The sequence below is a fragment of the Dehalococcoidia bacterium genome, from assembly GCA_003597995.1.
Taxonomy (GTDB): domain Bacteria; phylum Chloroflexota; class Dehalococcoidia; order Dehalococcoidales; family UBA1222; genus SURF-27.
In genome coordinates this window covers 1-15,386 of sequence record QZJY01000017.1, presented here as the reverse complement: position 1 = coordinate 15,386, position 15,386 = coordinate 1, and the positions used below count along the sequence as shown (strand labels likewise).

20 protein-coding genes and 1 pseudogene are annotated in these 15,386 nt (G+C 53.2%); 4 read left to right on the top strand and 17 right to left on the bottom strand.

The genetic code is table 11. The annotated features are described in order from the left end of the window. Positions 1 to 257 (top strand): hypothetical protein (locus C4542_02780; GenBank protein ID RJO62676.1); only part of this gene is annotated, 257 nt, incomplete at its 5' end. A gap of 385 nt (positions 258 to 642) precedes the next feature. Here the strand turns inward: C4542_02780 and C4542_02775 are convergent. Beyond that, positions 643 to 861, bottom strand: a pseudogene (locus tag C4542_02775) (type II toxin-antitoxin system HicA family toxin). Then, a complete protein-coding gene (locus C4542_02770) occupies positions 854 to 1,108 on the bottom strand; it encodes a type II toxin-antitoxin system HicB family antitoxin (GenBank protein ID RJO62675.1) in 255 nt (84 codons plus the stop codon). Before C4542_02770 ends, C4542_02775 begins: the two are co-directional and overlap by 8 nt. Positions 1,109 to 1,208: 100 nt before the next feature. Between C4542_02770 and C4542_02765 the strand changes: the two genes are divergently transcribed. Next, a complete protein-coding gene (locus C4542_02765) occupies positions 1,209 to 2,543 on the top strand; it encodes a 4Fe-4S dicluster domain-containing protein (protein ID RJO62674.1) in 1,335 nt (444 codons plus the stop codon). Here C4542_02765 and C4542_02760 read toward each other — a convergent pair. The 4 genes from C4542_02760 to C4542_02745 form a co-directional block, all read right to left on the bottom strand. Next, the gene (locus tag C4542_02760) at positions 2,533 to 3,948 is read right to left on the bottom strand and encodes a polysaccharide pyruvyl transferase family protein (protein RJO62673.1); all 1,416 of its coding nucleotides are present in this window, start codon (positions 3,946 to 3,948) and stop codon (positions 2,533 to 2,535) included. The genes C4542_02765 and C4542_02760 overlap by 11 nt on opposite strands. A gap of 37 nt (positions 3,949 to 3,985) precedes the next feature. After that, entirely contained in the window at positions 3,986 to 4,711 is a 726-nt protein-coding gene (locus C4542_02755) for a hypothetical protein (GenBank protein ID RJO62672.1), read from the bottom strand. Between the two features lies 1 nt (position 4,712). Then, positions 4,713 to 5,033 (bottom strand): hypothetical protein, encoded by a 321-nt coding sequence (locus tag C4542_02750; protein RJO62671.1) that lies wholly within the window; start codon positions 5,031 to 5,033, stop codon positions 4,713 to 4,715. Between the two features lie 123 nt (positions 5,034 to 5,156). Beyond that, entirely contained in the window at positions 5,157 to 5,417 is a 261-nt protein-coding gene (locus tag C4542_02745) for a hypothetical protein (protein RJO62670.1), read from the bottom strand. A 133-nt stretch (positions 5,418 to 5,550) separates the two neighbouring features. Here C4542_02745 and C4542_02740 point away from each other — a divergent pair, with 133 nt between their 5' ends. Further along, positions 5,551 to 5,769: a hypothetical protein gene (locus tag C4542_02740; protein ID RJO62669.1), complete on the top strand. Its 219-nt coding sequence runs from the start codon at positions 5,551 to 5,553 to the stop codon at positions 5,767 to 5,769. 14 nt (positions 5,770 to 5,783) lie between these two features. Continuing rightward, complete coding sequence (locus C4542_02735; protein ID RJO62668.1) at positions 5,784 to 6,173, top strand: toxin-antitoxin system HicB family antitoxin; 390 nt, start codon at positions 5,784 to 5,786, stop codon at positions 6,171 to 6,173. Between the two features lie 162 nt (positions 6,174 to 6,335). On the opposite strand, the gene C4542_02730 is transcribed toward C4542_02735, so the two are convergent. The 11 genes from C4542_02730 to C4542_02680 form a co-directional block, all read right to left on the bottom strand. After that, a complete protein-coding gene (locus C4542_02730) occupies positions 6,336 to 7,178 on the bottom strand; it encodes a class I SAM-dependent methyltransferase (GenBank protein RJO62667.1) in 843 nt (280 codons plus the stop codon). Positions 7,179 to 7,190: 12 nt separating this feature from the next. Next, on the bottom strand, positions 7,191 to 8,021 hold the full coding sequence (locus C4542_02725) for a class I SAM-dependent methyltransferase (GenBank protein RJO62666.1): 831 nt from the start codon (positions 8,019 to 8,021) through the stop codon (positions 7,191 to 7,193). Positions 8,022 to 8,028: 7 nt separating this feature from the next. Next, on the bottom strand, positions 8,029 to 9,246 hold the full coding sequence (locus C4542_02720; protein ID RJO62665.1) for a glycosyltransferase family 1 protein: 1,218 nt from the start codon (positions 9,244 to 9,246) through the stop codon (positions 8,029 to 8,031). A 1-nt stretch (position 9,247) separates the two neighbouring features. Next, positions 9,248 to 10,072 carry a glycosyltransferase gene (locus C4542_02715; protein ID RJO62664.1) on the bottom strand — a complete coding sequence of 275 codons (825 nt, stop codon included), beginning with the start codon at positions 10,070 to 10,072 and terminating at the stop codon, positions 9,248 to 9,250. Positions 10,073 to 10,083: 11 nt separating this feature from the next. Then, positions 10,084 to 11,721: a hypothetical protein gene (locus C4542_02710; GenBank protein ID RJO62663.1), complete on the bottom strand. Its 1,638-nt coding sequence runs from the start codon at positions 11,719 to 11,721 to the stop codon at positions 10,084 to 10,086. After that, positions 11,718 to 12,788, bottom strand: a complete 1,071-nt coding sequence (locus tag C4542_02705) for a glycosyltransferase (protein RJO62662.1) — start codon at positions 12,786 to 12,788, stop codon at positions 11,718 to 11,720. The genes C4542_02710 and C4542_02705 overlap by 4 nt, the downstream gene beginning before the upstream one ends. Continuing rightward, a complete protein-coding gene (locus C4542_02700) occupies positions 12,650 to 13,351 on the bottom strand; it encodes a class I SAM-dependent methyltransferase (GenBank protein ID RJO62661.1) in 702 nt (233 codons plus the stop codon). Before C4542_02700 ends, C4542_02705 begins: the two co-directional genes overlap by 139 nt. A gap of 86 nt (positions 13,352 to 13,437) precedes the next feature. Continuing rightward, entirely contained in the window at positions 13,438 to 13,782 is a 345-nt protein-coding gene (locus C4542_02695; GenBank protein RJO62660.1) for a type II toxin-antitoxin system PemK/MazF family toxin, read from the bottom strand. Then, positions 13,782 to 14,054, bottom strand: a complete 273-nt coding sequence (locus C4542_02690; GenBank protein RJO62659.1) for a hypothetical protein — start codon at positions 14,052 to 14,054, stop codon at positions 13,782 to 13,784. The genes C4542_02695 and C4542_02690 overlap by 1 nt, the downstream gene beginning before the upstream one ends. Before the next feature lie 210 nt (positions 14,055 to 14,264). Continuing rightward, a complete protein-coding gene (locus C4542_02685) occupies positions 14,265 to 14,843 on the bottom strand; it encodes an SIS domain-containing protein (protein ID RJO62658.1) in 579 nt (192 codons plus the stop codon). 11 nt (positions 14,844 to 14,854) lie between these two features. Next, positions 14,855 to 15,386 (bottom strand): GHMP kinase (locus C4542_02680; protein RJO62657.1); only part of this gene is annotated, 532 nt, incomplete at its 5' end.

Sequence of the window (15,386 nt, the reverse complement as noted above, 5' to 3'; positions counted from 1 at the left end):
GCGTAAACCAGGTCTATTTCTCCATACTGCGGGTGCAGAAGAGGCTGCGGACTCTCAACGTAATGAACGGGGTCATCGCCGTGGTGACGCTCGGGGTGGCCTATCCGCTGCTGCCGCACACAGGTACGCTGGGGGCAGGAATAGGCTGGCTGGCGAGCCAGACGCTGGTGGCGCTGTGGGTAGTGTTCGGGGGAAGGGGAAGTATCGCAGGGCAGACGCTGCTATCGTCGTCGCGGCGGCGAAAGGAAGCCCCGTGAGCGCTACTCGTCTCCGGGGATTCGTTTTCGTTTTGCGGAGAAATCTTTTTTCGGGAAACGACTGCTACCAGTTTAGCCATGATTCAGGCACGGGAGCCGTTCCGTTGAAACGACGATTGGTTTCGCATCCAGCCACGAATGGTTTTTCAAACGCCACTCAGGAAGTCGTCGGGGTCGGTGTTTCGTTTTCAGCGCCCACGCACTCAATTCCAGGCCAAATGCGGCGTCCGGGGCATTCGTTCCCGTCCTTTTACGCACGGCGCGGAATGAATGAGGATCGAATCGGCGCGAGTTACCTGGCATGAGCGGAAACACGGGAGCATAATAGCACGGGGGTTGGGGGTAGTCGAGAAGTCTTTGTCGTGTTTTGCGGGGTTTATGGAAGCTACCTGGCCAGCCATTCTTCTCTGGTTATACCTGTCTGTTTTATAATTCTCGATAGTAGATCTACAGAGATGGGTTCACGATGATGGGTAGGGATAGTTTAAACGAGGTTATCCTTAATCATATACGGATGCTTTCCGCCCTCGAAAGGGCCGTCAAAGCCGAATGCATGCAGTTTCTTTACCAACACGGCCCAGGATAGCGGTACCAGTTTAACCACCTACGGCTAACCTTTTAAGTTCCTTGACACGATATTTACCCAAAGGCGGGATGGGCAACCCGCGGTGCAGCCTGACGACAAGCCAGCCGTCAATAACCTCGATTAAATTGTGCCGGCATTCTTCCAGGGTTTTGCCTGTTGCCCAGACACCTTCAAGCTCAGGAACTTCGCCGTAATACGGTTCCTCGTCTTTTATAATTTCAAATTTTGCCCGGCTCACAGCTGCTTGAATGTATTCTGTAATCACTGCCTTTTTCTCCCGGGGTTTTACTCCTGATTCGTATCATCCCTGAATGTAAATTGTAGCACTTATAATAGTGAGCGTCATCCCGTGGTAGAATAATGCGATGGCGGATAACCATGCGATGCCAAAAAAGGACAGGGGGCCGGGTCGAGACATTGGCTTTGTAGCGCGGAGCGGCCTGTGCGCCGGCTGCGGCACATGCGCGGCTCTTTGCCCGCAATCAGCTATCAGCGATCAGCTGTCAGCAATCAGCATGGAGATTGACCGCCAGCGCGGGATTTATCTTCCTCGTATAAACGAAACGACCTGCGACGCCTGCGGCATCTGCGTGCGCGTCTGCCCGGGACACGCGGTGGATTTCTCCGCTCTGAACGAGGCTGCTTTCGGCCGCCAGCCGCAGGATACGCTCCTCGGCAACTATCTTGGCTGCTATACTGGCCATGCTGCCGACGCGGATATCCGGTACAATTCCTCCTCCGGCGGGATGGCGAGCGCGCTGCTTATTTACGCTCTCGAAAAGGGTATCATCGAAGGGGCGCTGGTGACGCGCATGAATCCCGAAAAGCCGCTCGAACCCCAGCCCTTTATCGCGCGCACCAGGGAGGAGATACTCTCGGCCACGGGGTCGAAATACTGCCCCGTTCCGTCCAACATCGCCCTCGCTGAGATACTCAAGACGAAAAAGGGCGAGAAGTTCGCGGTGGTGGGGCTGCCCTGCCACATGCATGGGCTGAGAAAAGCCGAGCTGGCCAGCAAGAAGCTGAGGGAGCGGGTGGCACTGCGGGTGGGGATATTCTGTTCCAATACCAATACCTTCCCAATGACCGAATATATTTTAGGGAAGCACGGCATCAAACCGAAACAGGTTACAAAGCTCGATTACCGCGGCAGCGGCTGGCCGGGGAAAATGAGCATCCAGGTTGAGAATAAAGCGCTGAAGCAGATAGATTACGAGGATTATATTAAATATCACCAATTCGGCTTTTTCACAACCCGCCGCTGCACACTCTGCTGCGACATGACGGCGGAGCTGGCCGACATATCACTGGGGGACGCGTGGTTTCTAAAAGACCGAAAAGATGACCCGGGAACATCGGCGGTAATCGTCAGAAGCGCGGCCGGTCGAAACCTGCTGGATAAAGCCCTTATCGGCAAGGCTATTTCAATCCAGAGCGTGCCTTATCCACTTGCGCTAAACCCGGGCGATAAACGGGCCAACCTGGCGGCAAAAGTCAGCCTGAACAGACTGGCGGGGAAGGCAACACCTGAATATGGGGAAAAGATGCAGCAGCCACGGCTTGTAGCTTATCCGTATTATTTGATTGTGTATTTTAATTTATGGGTTTCTTCTAAAAAGCTGCCGAGGGGATTGGTGGGCGTTTTACTACAGGTTGAACGAACTGTCGGGCATTTATTAAGACAAGCACTTAAGACGTAATCAATTCCGAGGCTAATTTAGCGTTATTCAAAGCTTGTTCTTTTGCATTTGGAATTGTTTTGTTTAGCGTCTCTTTCACGCGGGTTCTTTGCTGCCATAAATTCTGTGCCTGTGCAATCATCGTTTCAGCGGAAAAACTTTCGCATACCCATTCTTCCATACCCAAAGTACGCATAACCCCTTTAAATTTGGGGTGTGCCCCAATTACGAGGGTAGGGATGCATTGCGAGGTGGCGGCGATGGCAACGTGCATTTTGGCTGAGATTACCATGTCGCATTGACCTACTATTCCTTTAATATCTTCGGCTGTGTAACGAGCGGAAAAAGGTATAATCCTAGCCTTGTTGGAGACTATTTCATGAACTTCATTTACTGTATTTCTCGCATCACGTTGGCCTTCCGCAATTCCTTCCGGCATAATCACGTGTGGCAGAAGTAATACTGTTGCATCTAATTCTGTGGACAAGAAATCAGCTAATTTAGCCGTAGCCGAGATTGCATTATCACGGGTTGATGAACGCAAATTTCCGTAATATTTGGTGTTACCAACCATTTTTAAGATGGCAAGGAATAATCTTTCCGGGAAAAGGTAACGTAAAAATTGATAGACCGACCATACAAAACGTTTGTGTCCTTTCCAGCTTTGGGTTCTCAGAAGAAGCCCTTCGAGAACTGCGATACCGATTATTGGTTTGCTAGTATTAATGTTAGCCCTTGAGAAAAACTCTTTTATGCGTTCATTCTCAGCAGGTTCTAAATGGAACGCAGGGTCGGCAGTCACATGAATAGGTGGTTTTTTTACTCCGATTTTTTCTAACCAGCTACGGCTTATATCTTCTCTTATTGTAATTAAGGTGGCTTGGTTTAAACCTATACGCGCAATCCAAGAGGCGAATCTACCATTATAGGGGCCGATTGATTGGGCGTAAATAACCACGGGTTTGTTAAATGTCCGTCCCAAAAGTATATCCCTGGTATGATCCAACACTGGGATAATACCGAAATTGTCATTTAAGTGGTCCATGCTTAAATCAACAATTAAATCCGCCTCATAATACTCCTTCAACAGCCCCCTTTTAACGAGAGAATCAATATTGAGACGTAATAATTTGCGAATTGACGCCCACATTTTAGCATTCAAAAAGGCGGTTCCTGCTCTGATAGACTCTCCTATCGAAAAACTTCTGGAGAAGAATATTTTCGCAGGAACCACCCGAATGTTATTTCTCGAAGCAAAGTCAGGTGATAACTGAATGAGACTGGTAATTTCGGCTTCAGGTATAAAATACCTCAGTGCTTGCGCGGCACATTGTATGACTGCGGCAGACCCTAAGTTGGAGTCACAGTAAGCTACATGGTGGTCTGACGTGTCCTGAAATAAGATTTTTATTTTACCCTTCACCAATCCGTTTGTTTAGCCTCGTTTCAGTTACTTGTTCGGTTTATGACGAACTTCTAAGGATAGTCTTGATTGTATTGTAGAAACCGCCTAAGTCTCCTACGTTATTAACTCTCATGCTCACCCCACAATCATGGGAAAGAATCGTGGGCGGGCTTAGAACAGAATAAACTCCAAACGATGTGTTGTAACACGATGGCCGGCAACCATCCCCCTGTCCGATGCGCAAATCTCCCGTGCCGGTGCCGATGCGGTTGGTCTCTATCATCCACTGCGCGAAGCCTTTATGCAGCAATTGCAGACAGAAGGGGAAGCTGAAGCCCGTGTCGGTGGAACCCACCGCCTGCCATACCTGGCACAGGCTGACTACCGCCTGCCCCGCATCTACCCACAGATATACCCCGAAGCTGTTGGCGGTGCCGATGTTGAACTGCCCCTCTGTGAGGTCCTGCACCACGGGCTTGTCGCCCGTGCCGGTCAGGTCGAAGGTCTTGCGCTCCACGCCATTGACATAAAGTGAACCGTAAAAATGCCCGGCGGGGATGGAATCAACCGTTATTTGCAGTCTGACGCCGGCGCGTTTCACCAGCCAGCGGGCGTCTGACGGCGCGGGGATGGTCAGGCTGGCGCTGTAGTCCGCCGCGCCCGGTTTGGCCGTGGCGGTGACGGTCTTGGTCGCGGCTTCCAGGTCGCCGGAGTTCTGAATATCGGGCGTGTAGGCCAGCACTTCTACCCTTTCCTGCGTGTCCGAATGATATCTGTCAGCCATTTTACGCCCCCTGCCCTTCGTAGTCCAGCGTGTAGGCCGCATGCCCCGTGCCGTCCTTTACCAGCAGAGACAGGCTGTGCCACTGGCGGTCGTAGTGAAACTCGGCCACCTCGCCGGCAAGCAGCGCCGTCTCGGCCACCAGCTCGCGCGCGATGCCGCCCTCCGAGGCATAGCCCAGCAATTTGTACTTGAGCGAGGCTGCGCCGTCGGTGTTTTTGAGCAGGATGGTCTTGGCGCCCAGGTCGTGCGTTTTCCAGTCCAGCGCGGAGGCGTAAGCCGCAGTACTCACGCCGTTTTGCGTCCCCCTGTCTATTTTCCACATGTCTTTTTTCGCCCTCCTTTAGAACAAAAGTTCTATAGAGTATAGGAGACGGAGGAGGCATCTGGCAATAGGTGTTTGTCATGGGGCGGCCTTATAGAATCCCATCCCCACATTCGGCTTTGCTCAGGGCAAGCTCTTTTTAAGGGGATTCAGCTTCCGCGCAAAGATATATTGGATTCGCTGGATTCCGGCTTTCGCCGGAATGACAAGGGAGATTCGTGCCAGATTCTTCGCTGTGCTCAGAATGAGAGAAAAGGGTTGCCATAGGAGCTGCGAGGCTTCGCAAGGACATGGGGAAAATCCCTCTTTCATCTCCCTTTCGCCAAAGGGAGAGTCACCCCTCCAAATGATTTTCGCCTGAGGCGGATTAAGAGGTGTCTGCATCCTTCGCTCCGCTCGAGGACAGGCTCCCTCTTAACGCCCCGTTTTTTTGAAAGGTTAACCAAAACCGAACGATACCGGATTATGATTGACAGATAGTACCTTATATGGTACCATTACAGCATAAGAAATTGATATGAGCAAGATAGATAAACTCGAAGCTAAAATCAGAAACAATCCCAAGAATACCTCATTAGATGACTTCGAGGCTCTGGTCAACAAGTACGGACGGATTGAGATGGGCGGCAAGCACGCCAAAGCCAGGCTCGGCAATGCTACCTTGACCTACAAAAGAGTTAACCCCATCCCATCCGAATACGTGACAGACTTGCTCGCTATCATAGACAGCCTATAATTTGGAGGTGGAATATGGTAAATAAAAATCTGGAATATTATATGAGTCTGCCCTACACTGTTACGGTTAAACGTGGCGAAGACGCCGGGAAGGCGTACTGGATTGCCAGGGTGCTGGAGCTCCCTCATTGTATGACGCACGGTGATACTCCTGAGGAAGCTATTCGGGACAGCGAGGATGCCAAACGCGAGTGGCTAAAGTCCAATCTTGAGGATAAACTGCCTATCCCTGAACCGGCCAAATTCAGCGGGCAATATCATCTCAGAATGCCGCCATCGTTACACGAAGCCCTCGCGTTAAAATCCGAGAGCGAAGAAGTCAGCTTGAATCAGTTCATGGTTGCCGCGCTGGCTAGATCAGTTGGATACGGGGCACCTAAAAAAGCCGGGGCTAATCCCAAATAAAGAGGACTGGAATAGAGAAGGGCTGGAAAGTCCTCGCAGACTTTCCAGCCCTTCTGTTATGACTCTGTTTATCAGCGCTCCCAATAGGTTTTGACTGATGCTAAAGCGGTTTTGTTAGGGGGAATATAGGGCGGGGTTAAGACATCTGGCAAGAGGTGTTTGTCATGCTGCCGGTTTGCGGCATTCGATGAAGAGATGGGTGGCGAGCGCCTCCGGGAGGGTGAGGTTGAGAGGGGAGCTGAGGGGCAGGTTTTGGTTGAAGGCTGAGGCGGCTACTTCGGCAAAATAGGTTACGAACGGAATATGCAACCCAAAGCAGCGTTCAGAGACCACCTCAAACCCCGCGTCTGTCAATTCCCGGGAGAATGAGCGCATGTCGAATTGCCGGACATGCTGGGGGGTTTTGCCGCGCCGGCCTGTGCCGACGGGCATGGTGAAGAGGGCGCTCCCGCCCGGCTTCAATACGCGGAAACACTCTCTGGAGACGGCGTTGCCCTGTATGTGCTCAAGTACGTCGGTGCAGACGACATAATCGAAGGAATCGGACGGGTGCGGCAGGTCTCTCACGTCGCCGGAGGAGACGGCGGCTTGGGGGACGCGAGTTTTGGCTTTCTTCACCTCATCCGCAGACATATCGATGCCGTGCAGTTCTCTTCCCGGCGCTACGAGCCTCTCCAGCAGCAATCCGTCCCCGCAGCCCACATCCAGAATTTTGCCCTGCCCTACTCTGCGGGCGACCGCGGCGTAGCAGTGCTCTATCCCGCTGCGGTTGCGGCTGAACGTCTCGCCGGAACAGGGCTGCCCGGCGTAATACTGAGCCGGGTCTTGCGTTATGGCCTTTCGCATGCAGTGTTCGCATAATCCCTGCAGGGCGTAGCCCCAGTAAAACAGCCTCTTGCCGCACTCCTTGCAGCGCAGAGAATAGGGAATGCGGCGTATTCTGGCATACGCCAGGAACGGCAGGAAAACAATGACTTCCTCGAAACGCCCCAGTTTTTCCCACATGGTTAAAATCCTCTAGCTCACAGGTTTGCGACACTCAAAGAAAAAGTTGGTCGCTAGAAATTCAGGAACAGAAATATTCAGGGGGTGTGAAAACGGCATTATACGCTGAATGGAAAATGATAAGGTAATCATCGCGCGTGTCAAAAACGGGATGTATAGCCCGAATTTGGTGCCCTCGATGATTTGGAATCCCGCGTTTTTCAAGAGCCCGTAAATAGTGTTGTAATCGAAAAGCCGCAAATGCTCCGGTAATCTGCCGAAGGGGCCGTTTCCGTTTGGAACGGTGATGAGGGCGGTCCCGCCGGGCTTAAGAACGCGGAAGCACTCTTTTATGGCGTCATCGCTCTCGATATGTTCAAGTACTTCAGTGCAGGTAACGCAGTCAAAAATATCGGATTCAAAGGGCATATCGGTCGCTTCGGCTACAAAAAAGCTGATATGCCTGTTTTTCTCTCCGGCTACCCCCTGGATGATGTCAATGCCGAAAAGCTCGCGCTGACGCGGGTCCAAACCGGACAGCAGCCCTCCGGAACCACAGCCTACGTCCAGTATCTTCCCATGACCTATCCTGCTTGCGACCCTGAGGTAGATGTGTCCTTCACCCGGGTTGATGCACGGATTTATGGCTCGTTTCACCCTGTCTTCGTGTAGCTTTGCGGCTTTATTCCTGGCCGCTTCTCTCAGGCATATTTCGCAAAGGCGGTCGCGGCAATTCTCGTAGTTGAATATACGTTTGCCGCATCTCGAACACCTCGTGGAATAGGGAATATGTTTTAGGCTGGCGTATACCCAAAATGGCAGGAAAAATAAGGTGCCTTCAATTCGATTCAGCCTGTACCACATCCAGCATCTACCTTTGACTGTATATAGCCAGTAGCTTTTCAGCAACCACTTTCCAGTCGAATTCCTGCACGGCCAGTTGTCTGCCGTTCCGCCCCATTTTGAGCCTCTCTGCCGGATGGTCCAGCAGGTATTTTATTTTTTGCGCCAGAGCTTCCTCGTCGGCCGGTTCCACCAGGAAGCCGTTCCAGCCGTCCTTTATCTGGTCCGGCACGCCGCCCACGCGGGTGCCGATGACGGGTTTGGCGCAAGACATGGCCTGCAGCGTCACCGCCGGAGAGGACTCCGCCAGCGAGGGCAGCACGAATATGTCGCAGGCGCAAAAAAGGCTTGTCAGGTCATCCTGCGGCACGGCTCCGGTGAGCTTCACATGCTCCTCGAGGCGCTTGTCCTGGATAAAGGCACTCAAATCCTCGATATAGCGGCTGTGCTCCAGGCTGTCCAGCCCGTGCTGCGCTATCGGCCCGACGAGCAGGAAAAGCGCATCCTTATATCCGGAACGGTTGACCACGATATCCGCCGCTTTGACCAGATAGAGAATGCCCTTGTACGGCACGATGCGCCCGGCAAACAGGATTACGCTTTTCCCGGCGAAACCGTATCTAGCCACGATTTTCTCGTCCGGCGTGGCGGAATGGTAAGCGGCGGTATCCACTCCCGACGGCACCACGCTGATTTTTTGCGCCGGGATTCGGGCGGTAGCCATCAGCTTGGCCTTTGAGCTTTCTGACTGAGCAATCACATGCCCTACGCGGCGCATGAGAAAACAGTCCATCCTGACAGCCAGCCTGTCGAGAGCGCCCGGTGAATCCATCATCCAGATGGGGGAATGGACGGTGTAAATCATCCTGTGGCGCAGGCTGCGGTTGAGGCAGACCAGCACCAGGCCGATAATGGTTACGTGCAGATGGATAATATCATAGCGCTTGCGCCTGACGTGCCGGCTGGCTTTTATGGCAAAGCTCACCAGCGGCAGTTTGCTACGGAAGTATTGCAGCAGGAATACGCCGCCCGCGGGATTTTTCCCTCTCGTTTGCAGGCGCAAAATCTTGATGCCCTGCACCGTCTCGACAGCCGGCTCGCTCGACTTTTCCTTTATATCAAGTATGGTCACAGCCCGGCCCAAGCGCGCCAGTTGCCGCGAAACCTCGAATATATAGCGCTCGATGCCCCCATAGCCGCTGGGGGGTATTTTGAGCGTGCCGGTGCCGACCTGCAATATTTCCATCTTACAGGCTCTTTTTCCTCGCGGTAACCATTTCGAAAAAACCTTTTACCATACCGGCGTTATCCGCTATGCCGAAAACCATGAAATAAGGCAGAAGGTTCCATTTACCCTTGATTATGCAGAAGGACAGCCAGTAACCCATGACCAGCGGCGCCCATAATCCGGCATTCCAGGGCCCGAGCTTTTTGATGAGGGGAGGTTTGGCCCGGCCGTACCAGAGGCGTTCCCTGAAAAGGCTTTTCATGCTGTCGGGATGCCAGTGATAAACGACAACCGGTGAAATGCCGGGCTTATAGCCCTGCTTCTTCAGTCTGGTAAGGAAATCCACATCATCACCGGCTACTTTGATGGAGGGGTCGAAGCCTATCTTGAGCGTGACATCCTTTCTGAGCAGCGCGGTGCTCAATCCTCCCGGATTTCGTTTCCGGATAAGTTGAACGTGTTGCTCTATGGCCCGGGCCCAATACGTAGAGTCATCGCGCGGCAGAACTGTTGCCTGGAGGTTGGCATACCCGCCCGCTTTGAATTCTTCCAGCATGGCAGCCAGGGCGCCGTCGGTCAGTATGATATCGGAATCTATGTAAGCCAGATATTCCTGTGCCGCCTGTTCTGCGCCGATCTGATGGGCGACGCTGACGCCTTTGCCCTCGTCGCAATAAATCCTCTCCGTGTAGGCACGGGAAATCTCAAGCGTACGGTCGGTGGACATACCGTCGATGATGATAATCTCGGCGGGATTGTTCCTGCGCACCGATTTAAGGCAGTCATCAAGCGTTTTTTCAGCGTTCTTTACAACGATTATGGCCGACAGGGGTAAGTAACCCATTTAATGTCTCCTCACTGTTGGTACTGGTGGAAATACAGATTGACGCTGGGGTTGGCGTATATCAGGCTGTAGGAAGCCGAGCCTTCCAATTCGTTTTGTGTCTGGGCAACGCTGAGGCTGTCATTCAAGGCAAACCGGTAGGCGGCACGGTCTGTTTGACCCACATGCACATATTGAACCGGGTTGTTTGACGGAGTCGGAAAGGCGAGCAGCCCATCTTTCCAGGAGGTCTCAGCCGGGTAAAATCTGGAGTAGGTAAAGTCCGGATAGTATATGCGCGTGCCTCCGAATACATCGCCCGGCGGCGCCGTTTCTACGGCGAAGTGCCAGTAGGCCCTCTCGGCGGGAGGTTCATAATCGACGGCGGCGAAACCGTAGTGGGATATGATATTGAACGGCAGCAGCGCCAGGAGCAGCGCGCACATGACCGCGGCGCTTGTCTTTCGTCTTAACATCTTGGCGGCGAAATAGGAAAGCGGCACAAGTGCAAAAAGTAAAGCACGCAGCCAGAATTCGCTGCCGTAAAGCATGCTGAAAAGCACCAAAGTGGCGGAAGCCATAAGCGATAAAAGCGGGAAATCACTTTTATCCTTGAATCTGCGTGAGAGCAGGAAACCAGCCAACCCCATGACGGCTATAACGGCGGTGAAGATGTAACGCACGTAGGAAACCCCCAGGAGGGAGGGACTGGCCGTACCCGCGCCGCTGAGCGCCGACAGGTGAAAGACGAGGTCCAGGCGGAAAGCGCGCTCGACGTAGCCGGGCAGAGAAAGCTGGAGTTGCGTTGCGGCCCCGTAGATAAGCCAGAAAGCCACCAGCACCCCGGCCAGTATGGTCAGGTTGAGGCCTTTGACCTGTCTGGTAACCCACAGCGTGGCGACGCTCAGGAAAGCCACTATCGATGTAAGCAGGTGCGTGATAGTCAGGCCTGCCAGGATCAGGATGACGCTGAACTGCTGGCCTACCGAATGGCCCTCGTTTTGCCAGAAAGCTGTGCGGGACAGCAGCGCCAGCAGCGTGATGAGAAACAGTATGCCTATGGCCTGCGGACAGAAATACAGCTGCGTCGTCCAGTTGGCCAGAAAGAAAAACCAGCAGGCGGCCCAGCGGTGGTTGGGGTTGTTTATCGAATTTTTAAAAAAGATGTAGAGAGGCAGCAGGATGAGAAACTGCGTGAAAATAGGGCTGTAGAGCGCCATGAAATCCACCGTGCTGGCGCCGGCGATCTTCAAAAGGGCGGATTCGAACAGGAAGGCGCCCGGCCAGTTCTGCATGTAGAATGCGGAGTAGACATCGAAATGCAGGCTGGCGTTAAAGTGGCCGGTTTGCGCGAGGATATCCGAATTCGGGAAATATATGGCGTATGTCCAGACGGTGGACGGTGGATTGGCTCCAATTAGTATCGGCGTTAACCACAACATGACGATGAAAAGGCAGACCTGCAGGCATAACAGCTTGCCGTGACCTTCCCTCGATAGCCACAGTATAAACGAGGCTATACTGAGCAGGCCGAGCGCCATAAAATAGGTAAAGGGATAACTGTCAATCAGCCCGAAGAAACCGATGGCGAGACTGGCCTGGGTAACGCTCCACGCCCAGAGGCCGACGGCTACTATTGTCAGAAGAATGGAAAAACGGCTGTTATTCAATGCTTGACCTCGCTGCGCGGGCGCGGCGCCATCATATACCCGGCAATCCAGGCATAGTGCGCCAGCGGGAAAACTACCAATTGCAGTACATTGCGGTAACGTATTGCCAGCCAGATGCCCAGCACCGGCGACACCAGCCTTATCAGCGGCGGGGCAAAACGGCTAATCCGTCCCTTTCGAGACAAACGCAGCAGCGCGCCGTCTCCTTTACCCCATGCGTAGCGCTGTTTCAAGAGGCTCTTGAGTGTAGACGGCGGGTGATGACAAACCGGCGCGTCCGTCCACCATCTGGCTTCCCAGCCGTTTTCCACTATGCTTCGGGAAAGGAGATTGTCGCCAGGGTACATGAGCCTGGGGCTGAGTTCATACAGACACAGCCACTCTTTGAAGCCGTTTACCGCCTCCAGGCAATTGCGCCGCGCTATGTAACACGGGCCCGAGGTGAATATCTGCCCCCCGCTGAAACCGGTTACATGGTAATACAACTTCTTAAACCGTGACGGTTTTGTTCCCGAATTACGCAGCATCGTGCCGTGATAGTCCCACCACTGGCCAACAGTCCTTTCCAGGCTATTTTTTGACGCAGCCCGGGCAAGACAACCGACGATGCCCACTCTGACATCTTCAAACTGCGTGTAAAGACCGGGGAAGAAACCTGCACCCAGGCAGGCGTCACTGTCTATGAACATAACCAGCTCGCCATGAGTTTCCTTCCAGGCGGCCTCATATCCGATAAACATCCCTTTGCCCGGGTCGGTCATCAGTTTCACGGGGAACTTCTTTATGACTTTAAGCGTGCCGTCTGTGCTGGCTCCATCTACCACAATTATCTCGCCGATGCTGCCCGTTTTGTAATAGGGCATGAGCGAAGACAGGCATTCCTCGATGGTGCCGATGCTGTTGCGCGTAGCTATAACAACCGAGGTTTTCAACCCGGCTGCCCTCCGGCATCGAGGTCTTTGACGCACACCATGTCGAAGGCAAATATTCCAGGGAAATAATATGGAAGCGGCGCCAATATCACACCCAGGGTTAACCAGAAAGCGGAATGTACAGGCGCCAGCCAGGGAGTATGTTTATATATAATATTACCGGCGTAACGCTCAATGCGCAGCTTGTTGCCTTTAACCGTATAGCCTCGTTTATGGAATTCATCTACAGACCACCCGGATTTATGGTCCGCGCCGCCGGTTCCGGGATGGTCCAGCAGCTCGTGAAATCCAACCGGAGTAGTGATTATCACCTGTCTTCGAGCTGTTTTCTCCATTTTATCGATAAGAGCGTAGCCGTCCTCCTTGTCCAGATGTTCGAGCATTTGCATGGATAATACCAGATCATAGCTATGCTCGTTGAAGGGAAGGTCAAGAACGTTTCCCGTGATATATGCGTCATGGGTTTTCCTGGCCGAAGCCACCCTGACAGCTTCAGCGGATATATCCACTCCGGTAGCCCGGTATCGCTTTCTTCTGTTCAGGAAGAGCATGGTTATACCATCATTGCAGCCGATGTCCAGGATTGTCCGCGCCTTTTTATCAATGTAGCGGGAGACTGTGTTCAGCCGGCTTAGAGGGACATAGCCGCCATAACGGTGAGCCAAATAAGCAATCCGGGGCATGACGTCCAAAGCCATGTTAAATTAAACCCTCACTCGCTCCCGCACCATGTAGGTGACCATATGCTCCAGCGCCAGGTGCATGTCTTCAGCCTGATCCAAACCTAGTCGATATCCAGATGTTCTTTTATGGCTGCAATCACTTCATCCTGTAATGTAGGATCTTCCACATAACCCAGTAAGCCCTTAAGCCTCTGCTTTGAAACCGTGCGTATCTGGTGAGCCATAATAATCGAGTCAAGCGGCTGGCCTGCTTTCCCTTTAGATAGGAGTATCTCGGAAGGATACAGGCGTCGCTTTGTCGATGTGAGGGGTAAAACAGTGACATTGGGCATTACCTGGTTAAATTCCTCGTTACTCACTATGAGAACCGGTCTCGTTCCTTTTTGTTCGGCCCCTGCGCCCGGGTCCAAAGCAGCCTCTATAACAGCCCACCGCAGGACTGCCATTAGACTATTTCCCCGGCATTTTCGGCATCGGCGGCCTGAAAGTCGGTCTCAATCTGGCGGATATCGTGCATAAGCTGTGGGTCTCTGGCACCTTCTTCCCAACGAGTTTGCCGTGCCTGCCGGCTCACCTCTTTCAACTCTTTAAGTAACGCCCGTTCGACGAAAACGTTCTTGCTCGGCGCTACCCCCTCGGTCATAGCCTTGTCCAGAGCCGCCAGCACTTCCGGGTGTATATTAAAAGTGGCTTTCCTGGTTTTTTCGCCTGTGTTCATGCTACCTCCAACTCCAGGGTTGAAAAATCTAGCATAATGATAACATGGTATTCCATAATACACAAGTAATATGTGGAGGTATATTTAACTTGCTGTGAGGTGTTTTGCCGTTGCCACGCAACGCTTGCAATGACAGAGGGGCATGCCCCCCGCCGGATGCTTCGGCCCGCCTTGGGCGGGCCTCCAGCATGACAACCTGGAAGTACGTCATCACTGCGCCAATTTCTCCCTCAGCATTTGGGTTATGATATGCTCCAGCGCCAGGTGCATGTCCTCCACCTGACCATAGTCGCGGCTGGAGAGGTTGATGCTCATGTCGGCCATGCCTTTCAGCTTGCCCCCGCCGAATCCCGTGAAACCCACAGTAGCCGCGCCGTTTTCTCTGGCGTAGCGGATGGCCGCCAGCACGTTGGGCGAATTGCCCGAGCAGCTTATGCCGATGGCGACGTCTCCCGCCTCGATTTGCCCGACAAGCTGTTCCTTGAAGACGGATTCATAGTTCACGTCGTTTGCCAGTGATGTGATGGCAACCATGCTGTCGGCGAGGCTGACGGCCTTTACGCGCGGCTTGCCCGCCGCCGCTGCGCCGATGCTCAGGTCGCGGGCGAAATGGGAAGCGGTCGAGGCGCTGCCGCCGTTGCCGAAGATATAGATATGCCTGCCCTTGAGGTAAGCCTGGTAGATTATATCGGCGACTGAAGCAATGTCTTGCTTCCCGATTTCATCGATACAGCCCCGCAACCCCTCAAGATATGAGTAGAGTATCTGCGCCGCCTTATTTTCTGCCATAATACCATCCCTCAGATGACATAGATTATTTTGCTGCCCTCGGCCTCGAAAGCGAAGTCCATCTCCTGTAACTCACTCAAAGATTGCCTGACCGCCTGCCGTTTTTCGGGCGGGACTACCAGCAGCAGGAAACCGCCGCCGCCAGCGCCTGACACTTTGCCTCCGTAAGCCCCGGCGGCCAGCGCTTTTTCATAATAAGCGTCAATGGCGCTAGTGGTGATGCCGCCTGCCAGTTCTTTCTTGAGCAGCCAGCCCTCGTGCAGCAACCTGCCAAGCTCTCTGGGCTCTAAACCACTCGTAAAACAATTTCGTGTATCACCTGCCAGGTCGCGCATTTTTTGCAGACTCTGGAATTTGTCCTCCCGCCGCATGTTGGCAGACTGCTCGGCCAGGATGGTATTGGCCCGGCGCGATTCTCCTGTATAGAGCAGCAGCAGATTTTTTTCCAGGCCGACCCGAAGGGCAGGGACCCACGTGCTTGCACGTGGGTGAATGTCGCGATGGCGATATAAGGTAGTAGAATAAGATGCATGGAAATAAGAC